Source organism: Blautia sp. HCN-20427 (assembly GCF_037890365.1).
Lineage (GTDB): Bacteria > Bacillota > Clostridia > Lachnospirales > Lachnospiraceae > Blautia.
The window spans coordinates 34,288-47,860 of sequence record NZ_JBBKBX010000010.1 but is presented as its reverse complement, the minus strand read 5'-3'; the positions used below and the strand labels follow the sequence as shown (position 1 = coordinate 47,860).

Genomic DNA, 13,573 nt, shown 5'->3' with positions numbered 1-13,573 from the left:
AACAAATTACTAGATACTGAGACAATCAATCATGTATATATATTTCAAACATAAACTTCTTACTTTATGCATCTTTCAAATTGTATTTATAATAATAAATCAAGAAAAAACAGAAATCAAAAAGAATTTGGGAGAAGTCTTAAAAGAACACCGTGTAGCCTGTAAAATGACACAAGAATTTGTTGCAGAGAGGATTGGGGTTAGCAGGCAAGCAGTTTCAAAATGGGAAAGTGGTATTTCTAATCCAAGCACATCTAATTTGATTGCACTTGCAAAATTATTTGGTACCTCTGTTGAAGCCTTACTTGCAGAGGTTAACAACCAGAAGAAAACAAACTGAATGAGGAACTATCAGCTAAATCATAATATTTTATGAGAGCCAGACGCATAGCCGATAACCCGCAAGCCTTTTTGGCGCGGATTATCGGCTCTTGTTTTTTATGATGGCAATCAAAAAAGAGCGGCAGTTAAAAATATATACGACGACTTTATAAAAAACGGGGATGTGAAAAAACTCGATTGAGTTTTTTCGCATCCCTCTTTTTGCTTATCCATATTTAGCCTTTTCTACATTACCAGATTTCAAATACACGATCATCGTTACAATAATTTCCCTGAATCAATCAACGCCCAGAATATTTCATCTTTCTATTTGTCTTCTATTTTCCTTCCAAGACAGTTCTTTTTAATTTACTGCTACAGTTTTAATCTTCTGTTCTATCTTTTCATCTAAATTGAACTTCCTCCATTCTGCACCTTAAAATCAACCTTGTATCGGAAAAAGAACTACAGGTAGACAGTATGATTTCTTCCGGCCAGTCACAGGTCATATTGTATTCCAAAGCATATGCTTTATCTCTCATGGATACTCTTTCACATGCTACAATTTCCAACTGCAGGGTTTTCTCCGGCAAATACAGGTATGCAGTCCCAGATTCTTTCCGAAATGCGTTGTCCTGATACTTTTTCAGATTACTGAACATACTGCCGTCTTTCATATTGTGCCCGTATATGATCACACGTTGCTCTGTAAAATCTGCACGATTCCGATAATCTAAAAAGATACTTCCTGCCTTATTTGCTTCTTTTCGGAACGTATGATGCAGATAATACTCGTTATCCTCTCCCTGTACTACCGGATAATCCACACCAATCCCTGAAATCTGTATCCAGGCAACAATATCCTCATTGATTTTGCGAAGCTCCGCAAAATCAATCGTCTTCTCTTCTGCTTCACCTTCTGTCGGATCATCCTGCTGCCCGTTCGGTTCTTCTTCTGTGTATTCCTTAAGTTCCTCATACTCTTTCTGTCCGTCATAATATTCCTTTCCTATTTCCACAAGGTTCATGGCTGCAATTCCAAAAAACACAATGCAGAGCACCAAAATAATTTTTTCTCCAATATGTCGCATATTCTTTCCTCCAATAAAAAAAGAGATTGCCACCTCGAATTCCAAGTGACAATCTCCATCATTACATGTTACATTCTACGATTATTATATTCTATCTTTTCCGTCTTCGGATACGGATTACTATAAAGAAAGCGCCAAGTAAGGCAGCACTCATAATTACAACTGGAATCCATGCTCTTGTATCGTCCCCTGTCTTCGGTGCATCCAGCGGCGGAGTTCCTGGTTTTCTAGTATTTTCAACCTCTTCTGTTACTTCAATGATTTTGGTTTCATCATCCTGATATTCAAATACCACCTCCACCTCCTCTGTGTTTGCTTCATAGCCTTCTAACGGTTTCGTTTCCACAAGAACATATACAATCGGTTCTACATATTTGCCCTCTTCATAAACTGCAATCGGCAGTTCTTCACTCTTTGCAGTTCCATCCTCGCCGGTCACCAGTGTCCCAACTACTTCCCCAGTAGCTTTATTGCGGAGCTCAAATTCTACGCCTGCAAGCGGTGCTTTATTTTCCGCATCTGCCTTCTGAATCAGGAGCTGACCGGATGGACGTTCATCTTTCATCTCTACTTTCTGAATTTCCCCTGTTTCTTCGACAACGAAAGGAACATCGGATACAACAAGATATCCTTCCGGGGCTGCCTCTTCATGCAGGATGTATTCGCCCGGTTCTAACGCATACACTTTATGCGGTTCTTTTGTGGAAACCCATTCTTCCACTATTTCCCCGTCCTTATTAAGGATTTGAAGTTTTGCCCCTTCCACTTCCTTTTCATCTGTGATGTCAGTTTTTGTAATTTCTACAACTGTCGGCTGATTTTCAATTTCTTTTGCAAGGGAAATCACCTCCAGCTCCGGATTCTGATAAGTTGCGTCAAAGGACCATGTTTCTTCTGTTTTCAGATACCCCGGTGCTGCTTCCAACTCTTTCACCATATATTTTCCATGCGGAAGGTCAATGTCAAATCGGAGGGTTCCATCTTCTGCCGATTCTGCTTTCGCAAGAAATTCTCCTGCCTTTACAATCACTTCCCCTGTGAGGTCTAAAATATCTTCCTCTGCATACAGCCCAAATACGGCACCCTGTACCGGTTCTTTCGTTTCCTTAGATTGTTTGGTAAGGACAAGTTCTATTTTCTGGCGTTTATTTTCAAGTTCCATAGAAACATAATCTACCGCTACTTCCTGTCCCTGATATTTGATTTCAAATTCTTTTGCTTCAGGATCCAGAACAAAATGATGATTTCCAACATCCGTTTCCTTCAGATAATAGGAACCAATCGGAAGATTATGGAGTGATACGCTGCCATCTTCTCCGGTCACAAGTTCCGCCACAAGCCCGTCTTTTTCATACAATACTTTCCGGTTACCTGCTTCATCTTTCTGTCCGTCCGGTGTATAAATGGTCTCCTTTGCATAAACTTCAAAGGTCACTCCCTCTGCCCCTTTGTTCTCATACTGGAACATATAGCCGCTGTCTTCTTCTATAACTTCCTCTTTGCCGAAAAATTCAATGATAGAATTTATTGTGCCTGCTATGCCATTTTTCATTTTTGTAAGAAGGGAATCTTCCACATTCTTAGCACCCACAATATCTTCTCCTGTTTTCTTGATGGTCAGACTGCCTACTGCTTCATCGTTTTGCTGTCGAACTACGACAATATATTTTCCGGTTTCTTCCTCTACTTCATAAGCTGTTTCGGAATTCACAGTGATCGTAATGAAATCGCGTTTTGCATCTTCATAAGCGCCTGTCTGTGACAACTGGTTTAATGGAATATCGCTCTCTCCGTCTTTCAACGCCATTTCATACCCTGGCTGTACATATAAATCAGGAGCTTTTACTTCTTCTATGCGGTAAGTTCCCATCTTTAGCTGCTCCGGTGTCATAAGATAACCTTCGTCATTCGTTTCAAATACATCCAGTTCCTTTTCTTCCGGATAGCGCACCTTCATTGTCACATATTCTTTCTTTTTCACATCATAGATTTTATATTGTGCGTGATTATTTAATACCGGAAGATGTGTCTGTGCATCTTCCTTGATAATCTTAAGGAAAAACTGGATTGGTCTATCATCAAAAACACGCCATGGCTGCGGTTCCCTGCTATCTTCGGAAATGGTTACGAGGAATGGATTGATGGTCTGGAGATTTTCTGGAGTTGTAGATTCAAAAACCACATATTTTCCATATGGAAGTTCTGGAGAACGTACAAATCCTTTCTTGTCTGTAAACAGTTCTTCCACCGAAACTTTCTTACCATTCTCGTAATAATGTGCCGTTTCATCTTCTGAATAGTCATATCCGATAAAATCCTCTGCTCTGAAAGCATTTCCTTCCGATGGTTTCAGGCTTCCATCTTTCACACCTTTTAAATCCTGAATAAGGAATACCTTAAATCCGGCTCCTTCCAACAACTCCGTCTCTGTCTGGTTGCCATCCTCAGAAATCTTAATTAATTCAAAAGCCTGTTTTTTTACCGTTTCTTTTACCGTTACATTCCGGTGTACAATAGCAACCTCCTGTCCTTCATAGCCAACTTCTACCGGATATGCTGTTTCATCCAGCAGGTATCCTTCTCCCGGCGAAATTTCTTTTACATAATAATTCCCCAGATACAGGTTGGTAAAGTCCGCCTTTCCGTCTTGAATGGTATCCTGGGCTACCAGCTCGTCCTTTTTATGGACATCTTCTGACTTCCCGTTCGGATGCCGGATATCTTCAGCTGCATACAGTCCATATACAGCGCCATCCAGATTAGCATCTCCCTGGCTGATATATTCTTCCGCATCTTTGTCTATCTTGAAGACATGGACTTCCCCACGCACTTCTTTATTGGAAAATGTGTGTGTAAATTCGTAAGTATACGTTGTGTCGTTCTCATACTCAAACAGGAAGTCATAACGGTCCGTACTCATATAATAAAATTCCGGTGCCTGAATCTCTTTCAGATAGTAACGGAAATTAATCGGAAGATCCGCTTGGAACGCTGCCACTCCGTCTTTATCAGATGTAACGCTCTCGATTAAGGTATCTTTCTTCACAACAACGGCTCCGGTTGCATTGGTAATGTCTTCCCCTGCATACAGTCCAAATACAGCGCCCTCTAAAGTCACCTTGTCATTTTCAGACTGTTTCACTGCCTGCACCTTTACTCCCGGTCTGGCATTCACATAAGCAGCTTCCTCCTGCACCAGTTCTACCGTCTGTCCGGCATAAGAAAGGGTTACAAATTGTGTACGATCTGCCTCAGTCTTTCCAATGGTAAGGTCTGCCGGTGCTTTCTGTTCCACGATCTTATACTTTCCTAAGTGCAATTCCTTGCTTGTGATGCTTCCGTCTGCCTTTGTTGTCAGCTTGTCCACCAGCTCGCCGGACTGATAGATCGGTGTCTTCTGATCCTGGCTTACAATGTTTTCTGCTGCGTAGATAAAATAACTTGCCTCTCCAAACGGTGCAGACTGATACTGGAACGTAAGATGCCCTTCTTTTCCGGATACGGAAGAAAGCACCTCACCGCTCTTTCGGATTGTGATTTTTCCTTTCTGCTCCTCATTTGTCACCGTCTGGCTCTGGGTTTTCCCTGCCTCCAGTTTCACATTGAAAGATGAAGTATTCAGCTTATATCCCTGGGGAACAGAAATCTCTTTTAAATATACCGTATCCTGTGTCTTCGGGATATCTACCTGTGTTTCCCCCTTTTCATTGGTTGCCGGCATCTTGGTAATCAGTTTGGTACACTCTTTATCACTGTAAATTCCAAAGACGGCACCGGCAAGGGCTGTGTTGGTTACGTTATCCTTTTTCACGACCTTGACTTTTGCATAATCCATCCATTTTACCTGAAAGCTGACAGAATCACTTTCCTCTTCAAAGAATGTGCCATAGCCAATATCCTGCGTGGTTCCCCCCGTAGAAACAACTAAAGTTTTCCACTGTGTTCCCATCTGCCCTGCCAGGGAACCTGAATTCCAAGTTCCGGTTACTGTCATCGGAGCGCTGAAATAGAACTTTGTACCGCCAGAAATTTTCACACTGCCTGTTTTCGTGGTATCACCGCTATGATAAGTCACATTCTCCGGCAAATTCAGCGTAATATAGTTTCTGTGATCGCCTTTTAAATGGAATTCTTTTGTACGTTGCTCCCCATTGCTTTCATATGCGGCAGCCGAAGTCGGAGAAAGATCGATTGCAGCTTTTGGAGGTGCCTCCAAACCATTTAAATACTGGATGTAATCCCATAATCCTGACGACTGGATGTTTTCAAATGTACAGCCATAAAAACCGTCTGTTCCGCAATATGCATAGGATGCCGCAATGTGTGTGAAGATATATTTCAGTTTCCAGTCAAACCCCGGCATATAACTGTCTGTAATATCTCCCGGTCCTCCATATCCATAATAGAGGACTTTCTGTAAAGCCAGATTGCTTTCAAATATGTTTGCAACATAATCACTGGATGGCGGTGAAGTCTTTGCCGATTCCAGACAATATGCTACATGCCCATTTACCGTAAAATAGGTTGTAGAATAATTCCCCAAACTAGATGGATACGGAAGTCTTTCCCCCACTACCAGATTGGCGTTGATCGACCTGTTTTTTGCCATGCTTTCCGGCACAACTGATAAAAAAGCAGCATTATCCGGAGATACATCCAGTTTCAAATGCTCTGTGTTTTCCGGTACCTCCGGCGCCTCTGTCAGGACGGGTTCCGGCTCAGGATCACTTTCCTCCGTATCCTCTTTGTTCCCTTTCTGTCCATGATCTGCCCCTTTGCTCTCAGCCTCACGAGGCTTAACTACGATCTTACGTGTCACTTCATAACTATCACCTTTTTCCGGTGTAATCAGATAGGTACTCAGGTAAGTGCCCGGACGGTCCGCAAAAAATCCTTGTCCGTCTTCACTGACAACATCTTTCAATACAGCCTTTTCGCCCTTTTTCAAAGAAAGACCTGTAAAATCTTTTTCGATTTCAAATGTTTCTCCCTGCTCAATCGTCAGGGTTTCGGCGGTGATCTGTTCCTCTCCCTCATCGCCTTTTTCCTCCTTTGTTACATTTGTCTCTGATTCTGCTATTCTGCCTTTTGATGCCGCAAATACAGCATTCCCAGACGGAATAAGTGCAGAACAGGATAAAAGAAAAGCCAGCGTTCCCGCCAGCCATCTGTGTTTTCTATGTTTCAATTGCAACGCTCCTTTCCTGTTGGTTTTTGAGTGTGATTGTGTATTCTTATTTCCCCGAATCTTATGTAGGGCGTTCCCGTATGTGCATATGCTTCATCTCCTTTCCTCTGGCTCATAAATCAGGCCATAAAAAAACGGAACTGCACTCTTACAGTTCCGCTTTTTTATCACCTGATTGTTTTGGGACGTATCATGAATCTGCCAGTTTTACTTTGCATCGTTTCATATAACACGCAATCCCATATTTTAAAATTTTATCCACTCCGTTCTCCCGGAGTTCTTCATCATATTTCTTTTCCTCTATCTGCTGTAGTGCCTGTTCACAAGCCTGATCAAGATTTCCGTCATTGGCATACTTAACTTCGATAAGAATAACCGTTTCACTGTTTTCAGTTTCAACGAGAATATCGCTGTATCCTTCGCCACTTTCCTGATTGGACGATACGTACCATTCTTCCTTCACGCCCAGGATTCCAAGCAGTATCCCATGATAAAAGTTCTCCTTGCTTGCTTTTCTCACAAACGTATCCCGGATACTGATGGTCTTTTTCAGGTAGCTTTCAAAAATGTCTCCTACCTTCGTTTCCTCACCGTTTTTCAGGGCATCACAGAATCGGCTTAATGTATCGCCGTCCTTTGCAACGCTCTCTTTAAAGTATTCCATGATCTGTGTTTCAAAAATATCCCGGATTTCCAGATTCGGTATCGCAAGTTTATACCGTTTTGCATCAACCCTTCCACGCTGTGTTAAATATCCCGTCATAAACAACAGGCTCCAGACGTTCTCTAACGACTGATACATTTCCGGATAGACAAGCTCCTGATGAATCTCTTTTATGATTTCCTCTCCGGCAAGCAGAGTTTCAATCTCACGCTTGGTTTTAAAATTACCGGACATTTGAATGAATTTCTTGACGGCATCATTACTGCTGGTGTTGATCCAATAATTTTCCGGAAAAGAATCCGCATGGTCTTTTAATTTATCACAGTAATTCAATACATCCCAGGGGCAGTACACTTCCACGCTGCCAAACTGATACCCGTCATACCAGTTCTTTACTTCTTCATAATGATCCTCGATTTCATAATACTTCAGCATTTCTCTTACTTCCGTATCTGTAAAACCGAAATATTCATCATACCGTTCATCTGTAATGGACAATACTTTCAGGTTATTAAGCCCCGTAAAGATACTTTCTTTTGAAATACGCATGCATCCTGTCATCACTGCAAATTTCAAGCTGTCATTCGTTTTCAATGCCTGTTCCAATAAACTACGGATTAAAAAGATCATCTGATCATAATACCCGTTTTCAAATGCTTTTGCTAATGGAACATCATACTCATCAATCAAAAGAACTACTTTTGTTCCATAATGTTTCTCCAATAATTCCGATAATATTTTCAATCCACCGCAAAATGCAGCCTCACTCATATTATTATTCAAAAGTTCCTTATATTCTAACTTGTCATAATCACTTAAGGCATCACTCCCCAAAAGAAACTGAACATTACGGGCTACTTTTTTCATGATTCGAACTGCAAAATCAAATGCATCCTCATAAGTGGCGGCATTGATTCCTTTCAGGGAAATGGAAATAACCGGATATTTCCCCATATACTCTTTACACAATTTTGTATCTTTTGAAATTTCCAATCCCTCAAAGATACTTTGGTCTCTCTCTATGGAAAAAAAGTGTTCCAACATACTCATATTTAAGGTTTTCCCAAAGCGTCTTGGTCTGGTAAAAAGATTCACCATTCCACCGTTACGGATCAGTTCTGAAATCAGCCCCGTCTTATCCACATAATAATAGTTATCGTTAATAATCTGCTCAAAATTTTCCAATCCCACCGGAAGGCGTTTTTTTTCTTTAACCATATCATTCACACTCCTTCTCTATTAGTTATATTATAACAAAGATACGCCCAAAAACCTATACCTAACTTTTTTCATAATTCCCGTAATTCCCAGTCGTCAATGCCTTTGTAATTCTCCTCCCAGTAACCTTCGTCATCTGTATCCCAAACCGCACGCTTACAGATCAAACCCAGTTTTTCACAAATCTCATAGAGTTTCAGACATCCTTTCCGGATATGATCCCGTTTTTCTCTCTTCTTCGGACATTCATGACTGCTGCCCTCACAGTCTGCACAGGCTTCGCTGTAAGCGCGATCACAATGAAGACGTATACATTTGTCCATATCATTTGCTTCAATGACTACTTTTACTCCATGAGCTTTTAACCGGTTCAGCGCCAGTTCCAATTCTTTATAAGCGGACACACCCGGATTTCCGAGATAAGGATGTCCGGTTCTCTGGTAAGCTGCTTCTGCTTTCAAAACACCTTCCGTCACGTAAATCACCGGACTGTTCAGGACACCGGAAAAACTTACCGGACTTCCAGGAGAACATCCCTTTTCCATCTTCGCACTGCTGAGCCATACATATTTCCGTTTCTGATAAGGTACATCCAAACGGATCTGGAACGCAATGAGCAGTCCCTCATCACTCCACACCGGACAGAGATAGCCGTTATTCTTCTGATAAAAGGCAATTTCCCAGTCACCATGATAATTCATGAAAAAACCGGGCACGCCCTCCAGCCTGCAACCACGTTTCAGTAATTTTCTGGCGATTGCGACAGATTCTTCAGCACAGGTACTTTTATACCCCAAGGCTTCCATATTTGCAACTTCCGTTTCTGTAAGCCCCCTGCTTAACAAATCTTTTCTATGTTGAGGCGATAGCTGCAGCAAGGTTAGAAGTTCCCGGTACGTATGATCCCGTCGCTTATAATCTACAGGTTTTGCCAGGGACTCTTTCTGCTTCTTTTTCCGGCATTGAATTTCCAGTCTCTTTTCCATCTGTTCACCTGCACCCAAATCCAGCTTCTTCTGTATTTCATGGTAAGCTTTTTTATAACAGTCAGAACCATATAGCCCTGTCAATTCTACATATAGTGTAAGCATATTTCCTGCTGCATCACAATGGAAGCAATGATAGACGTTTGCCAGTTCGCCATCTTTGTATACAACAAAATTACACTTCCCCCTCCTGTCTCCGCAAAACGGGCAGACCACATTATAGGAAGCGTCATCACCGCCGGAAAGTCGCTCGATTCCTAAAAGGTTTCCCACATCTGTAATCGTAAATGATGTCATATCCTCTACCTCAAAAGAACATGGTCCCACAGGGGAACCATGTTCATACAAACTCATTATGCAGCCTTTAATTCTTCGGATTCACTTTGATAATCCAGAAGTGTTTTTGCCGCTTTTACCAGCTCTTTATTCGGACCTTTATACTTATTGGCAATCCATTTCAAAGTTTCAGTACCCTTGACTCCGGCTTCCAAAACCTGTTCCATCGTCTTGCCCTTAAACACGCCAAAGTCACACACGAATTTCTTTGCCGCCTCTACTTCGGAATCTGATGTTTCTTCTTCCAGTTCGCCTTGAAGTTCTTCCATAAAGTCAGCATCTTCTTCAAATGGAACTTCTTCTGCATTGACAGGAATAAATCCATCCGCATCCTCAGGTTTGTCCGCCAAAGCTGCCTCTTCTGTGTGCAGTTTTTCTCCTCCTTCAGATGTTGCAACTTCTTTCTTCTCCTCAGATTTCGTTACATGCTCTGCTTGCTTTTCCTCAGATTTCGTTACATGCTCTGCCTGCTTTTCCCAGACTGCCGTATCTTTCTCTGTCTTTTCCGTCACTCTAGTCACCGGAGTGTTCCCCAGCAGAGTTTTCATTTCCTTACTTTTCCCGGAGGATACCGCCGGATTCTTTTTGTCTTCTGCTGTCCCTTTCTTACTTTCTGAACTTTTTACCGCCTTATTTGTTTCCTTTTCTCTTTTGTGAGTTTCTTTCGCCGGCCTATCCGCAGCATTTGTGTCCTGTTCCACATCATGCTTTGTGTAATCAGGATCTTCCTGCTCGCTTCCAACCTGACGGATACAGAATTTATTGCGGAAATAGTATTTCAGTCCATAAGTCAATGCAGTACCATGTGCCTTATCCGGAATCTCGTTTGTTCCGGTAATATGGATTGTCGCATGTCTGCATTCCTCCGGCCGGTCCGCATTTGTCCAGCTAAGCTCTACGTCTGCTTCATATCTCCAAAAGTCATCTTTATCTAATACAAGATATGTCGGATGCCCCTCTTTGTCATACTGGGTAGGTATTTCACGCACAATATCAAAGTTCACGCCATATTTATTTAATGCCGGTGTCATTGCCTCGTAAATATCATCCAGTGTGGAAAAATCATACTCCGCCTCATCATTGTAAAATTTTTTTAAAAGAGTTGGCATTTTCCTTCTGATTCTTAACATTTTCTGTTCCAGATTTAAATATTGATAATTTTTCATTAATTCGTTTCCTCCTGTTTCTGCTAATTTTATGCTGTTTTCTTCTTTGTATCTTCATAAAGAAGCTCTCTGCCGCATGACACACTCTGTATATCTTCTATCCGGAATTCTGCTGCCTTTCCAAAGACACGATATAAAGCTCCCCTGTCTTTTGGGACAAGGCTCTTAACAGCGTAACATCCTTTGGGATTACATATATCCACCGCTCGCACATTTGTATGAATCACCTTCCCATTCCGACAAAGGACTATCTTTACTGTCCTGCTATTGTTTCCTTCAAGTGCCTGTATCAGACGTTTGATTTTATGGATACGGTCATTCGGAGTATTTAAAATTTCCCTGAATTCATCCCGCACGCAGCCGAAAAGAATTCGCTGCTGCGAAATATACGCAATATTCCGTTTGATCCACCGCTTTGCAATCTTTTCCACCACCTGCTCTCCATATTCCAAGAACAGCAAATACATGGTATCGGAAAAAGATGTCTCCAAAGAAATCTTCGGTACGAATTTGATATCAGCAAGATTCCTGCCCTGCAGATAATAGTTCTCTGCACGCTCTCTGATTTCACTACGGACCACCAGCGGAATCAAACTCTTGGTATCAAGCCCGGATTGAAATAGGAACTCCTGCCAATGCATTTCCAGTATTTCATCAGCTTTCTGGCTGGCTCGTTCCTCTGCTGCTCTCCTGATGTCTGTTCTACATGGAAAACCTATTTCTTCCGGAAGGCCAAGTAATACAGCAAGTTCCATATCCACGTCATACAGATTGTAATTTTTTCTGACAAACAATCCCGCAAATTTCAGATCATGCCCGGGCACAAGATTTTTTCCTGCCCCTTTCTGGAGATACAGATAGATAAAATTTCCCTGCCTCATTTTTACCACCGTATCGTTCTGGTGTTCCCATATATTGCTTTTCTCTGCTTCATTCAGCCATGCAAAAAAAGGTTTGGTATAAACTCCGGACAGCACCCATACAGGCAGCATTTCAGATTCTGCCTTTTTCAGTTTCATAACGAAATCTCTCCCGGTATGTCATAGTCATGCCAGCGTACATTCATGCACCTTGCGATTTTTTCTTCCATTTTTACAAGATTGGATGGGCTGCTGCCGCTTTTCCTTGCAAAAAAAAGTGCCTCGCAAAGCCCGCAGTAAATTTCGTAAGCACTACATGGCTGTTCACCGAAGTTTGTCTTGAAACGTTCTACCGTCTCCGCAATCAGCTTTTTCCCAAAACTTTGTTTCTTCATGACTTCTGAGAGGGCATTCACCGGATACCGGATACGGATATCACACAGCTTTCCTATGTCCCTTAGTTTCTGTTTGTAATACTGGAAAATGGATTCCATATTTTCACTAAATTCTTCTAATCCCTGTTTATGCCGATGCTTTGTACGCAGCGCTTCCCCTAAGACAATCGTAAAGTCTCCATCTAAAATGGAATAGAAAATATTTGCTCCCGATGCTCCCACATCAGAACTCACAATGCGGATAAATGTCTGAAGGTTTCCAAAAGGTTTTTTCCCATGTTCCTCCATCAGATCTGCATAGGCTTTCGTCATCTTTTGATCGACAATCTTCCAAGTGATCTGTGCCATATTGTGGTCTGCATAACCATAAATAAACTCGCCATTACGATCACCACTGATATATGCTGACGCAACCATAAAGAGTTTCGGCATGGAGATAATCGCATAATCTGCTTCATCACCGGAGAGTACTCCCCTTACCTTACCTTCTGAAATCCGCAGAAGCGCATCCCCTTTCGCAACCTGCAGGCATTCATTAAGAATATCCGCCAGCACCGATTTTTTGACATCCATAAGTGCCGTTCCCTTAATTCTTGCGCGGTCTTTCAGTGTACTGACTGCCGTTTTTCCCAAGGGATACATTCCTTCCGGAAACTGTAACAGTAATCCGGAATGCTTCTTTGTATCTGCCAGTAAGTCCTTCATATCGACACCTTCCATATCCGGCACAAGTACTTCATGGCCGGAAACTGTCAGGACGCTCAAGCTTCGTGACGGTATACGGATCCATTTTGCTCTTTCATCAATTTCCTCCAGATACTCATGGAAACTTAATTCATCTTTAAATTCCTTTCCAAATTCATCATAATAATACATACTGCTCCTTTCTGAGATTCTTCTTATTTCAAAATTCCAGCCACCATCAGGATATTTTGGATTCTTCCGTTTTCAATCTCAAAAAGATAACCATCCTTGCCCATTTCCGTTAATGTCATAAGATCCAGCTCATTGATACCGTCCCACATTACTTTGATTGTCTGCATATTGTTCCTCCTTTTCTTTTGCTTTTCTCTGCGCCATCATACCCTGTCCTGGGGTATTTCTTTTCTGCACAGCCTGACGCTGCCTGTACTTCTTGTTACTTTCATTCGTCATCCTCCTTTCTGAAAAATGGACACAAAAAAAGACACAAAAAGATTCTTTTACTTTTTGTATCTTCCTTATAGACAGTGTCCTTTTTTAAGTGTGTTTACACTTCAACTTTAACTTCCGGTTCTGCCGGAACAAAAAATTAAAAACTCTGCCTGTTCTTAGCTTGAACCTGCATAAATTTTAATTCAATCTAAGA

9 protein-coding genes are annotated in these 13,573 nt (G+C 41.7%); 1 reads left to right on the top strand and 8 read right to left on the bottom strand.

Going from position 1 to position 13,573, the window contains the following annotated elements; genetic code table 11:
- Positions 1-31 precede the first annotated feature (31 nt).
- Complete coding sequence (locus WKT17_RS07965; RefSeq protein WP_270475800.1) at positions 32-340, top strand: helix-turn-helix domain-containing protein; 309 nt, start codon at positions 32-34, stop codon at positions 338-340.
- Between the two features lie 385 nt (positions 341-725).
- Here the strand turns inward: WKT17_RS07965 and srtB are convergent, their stop codons facing one another.
- The 8 genes from srtB to WKT17_RS07925 form a co-directional block, all read right to left on the bottom strand.
- The gene (gene srtB / locus WKT17_RS07960) at positions 726-1,412 is read right to left on the bottom strand and encodes a class B sortase (RefSeq protein WP_119637540.1); all 687 of its coding nucleotides are present in this window, start codon (positions 1,410-1,412) and stop codon (positions 726-728) included.
- Positions 1,413-1,503: 91 nt separating this feature from the next.
- A complete protein-coding gene (locus tag WKT17_RS07955; protein ID WP_118622844.1) occupies positions 1,504-6,600 on the bottom strand; it encodes a SpaA isopeptide-forming pilin-related protein in 5,097 nt (1,698 codons plus the stop codon).
- Positions 6,601-6,790: 190 nt separating this feature from the next.
- A complete protein-coding gene (locus WKT17_RS07950; protein WP_117500907.1) occupies positions 6,791-8,482 on the bottom strand; it encodes an AAA family ATPase in 1,692 nt (563 codons plus the stop codon).
- A 71-nt stretch (positions 8,483-8,553) separates the two neighbouring features.
- Positions 8,554-9,822 (bottom strand): hypothetical protein, encoded by a 1,269-nt coding sequence (locus WKT17_RS07945; RefSeq protein WP_243099476.1) that lies wholly within the window; start codon positions 9,820-9,822, stop codon positions 8,554-8,556.
- Positions 9,822-10,970, bottom strand: coding sequence for an ERF family protein (locus tag WKT17_RS07940; RefSeq protein WP_118622846.1), 1,149 nt, complete (start codon positions 10,968-10,970; stop codon positions 9,822-9,824). The genes WKT17_RS07945 and WKT17_RS07940 overlap by 1 nt, the downstream gene beginning before the upstream one ends.
- A 29-nt stretch (positions 10,971-10,999) precedes the next feature.
- The gene (locus WKT17_RS07935; RefSeq protein WP_118622848.1) at positions 11,000-11,989 is read right to left on the bottom strand and encodes a hypothetical protein; all 990 of its coding nucleotides are present in this window, start codon (positions 11,987-11,989) and stop codon (positions 11,000-11,002) included.
- Positions 11,986-13,101, bottom strand: a complete 1,116-nt coding sequence (locus WKT17_RS07930) for a hypothetical protein (RefSeq protein WP_118622850.1) — start codon at positions 13,099-13,101, stop codon at positions 11,986-11,988. The genes WKT17_RS07935 and WKT17_RS07930 overlap by 4 nt, the downstream gene beginning before the upstream one ends.
- A gap of 23 nt (positions 13,102-13,124) precedes the next feature.
- Positions 13,125-13,268 (bottom strand): hypothetical protein, encoded by a 144-nt coding sequence (locus WKT17_RS07925; protein ID WP_172590459.1) that lies wholly within the window; start codon positions 13,266-13,268, stop codon positions 13,125-13,127.
- Between the last annotated feature and the right edge of the window lie 305 nt (positions 13,269-13,573).

Bases quoted from the DNA above. Each gene is read 5' to 3' on its own strand.
- WKT17_RS07950 (WP_117500907.1), bottom strand. From the start codon at position 8,482: ATGGTTAAAGAAAAAAAACGCCTTCCGGTGGGATTGGAAAATTTTGAG.
- WKT17_RS07935 (WP_118622848.1), bottom strand. From the start codon at position 11,989: ATGAAACTGAAAAAGGCAGAATCTGAAATGCTGCCTGTATGGGTGCTG.
- WKT17_RS07925 (WP_172590459.1), bottom strand. From the start codon at position 13,268: ATGCAGACAATCAAAGTAATGTGGGACGGTATCAATGAGCTGGATCTT.
- srtB (WP_119637540.1), bottom strand. From the start codon at position 1,412: ATGCGACATATTGGAGAAAAAATTATTTTGGTGCTCTGCATTGTGTTT.
- WKT17_RS07930 (WP_118622850.1), bottom strand. From the start codon at position 13,101: ATGTATTATTATGATGAATTTGGAAAGGAATTTAAAGATGAATTAAGT.
- WKT17_RS07940 (WP_118622846.1), bottom strand. From the start codon at position 10,970: ATGAAAAATTATCAATATTTAAATCTGGAACAGAAAATGTTAAGAATC.
- WKT17_RS07945 (WP_243099476.1), bottom strand. From the start codon at position 9,822: ATGAGTTTGTATGAACATGGTTCCCCTGTGGGACCATGTTCTTTTGAG.
- WKT17_RS07965 (WP_270475800.1), top strand. From the start codon at position 32: ATGTATATATATTTCAAACATAAACTTCTTACTTTATGCATCTTTCAA.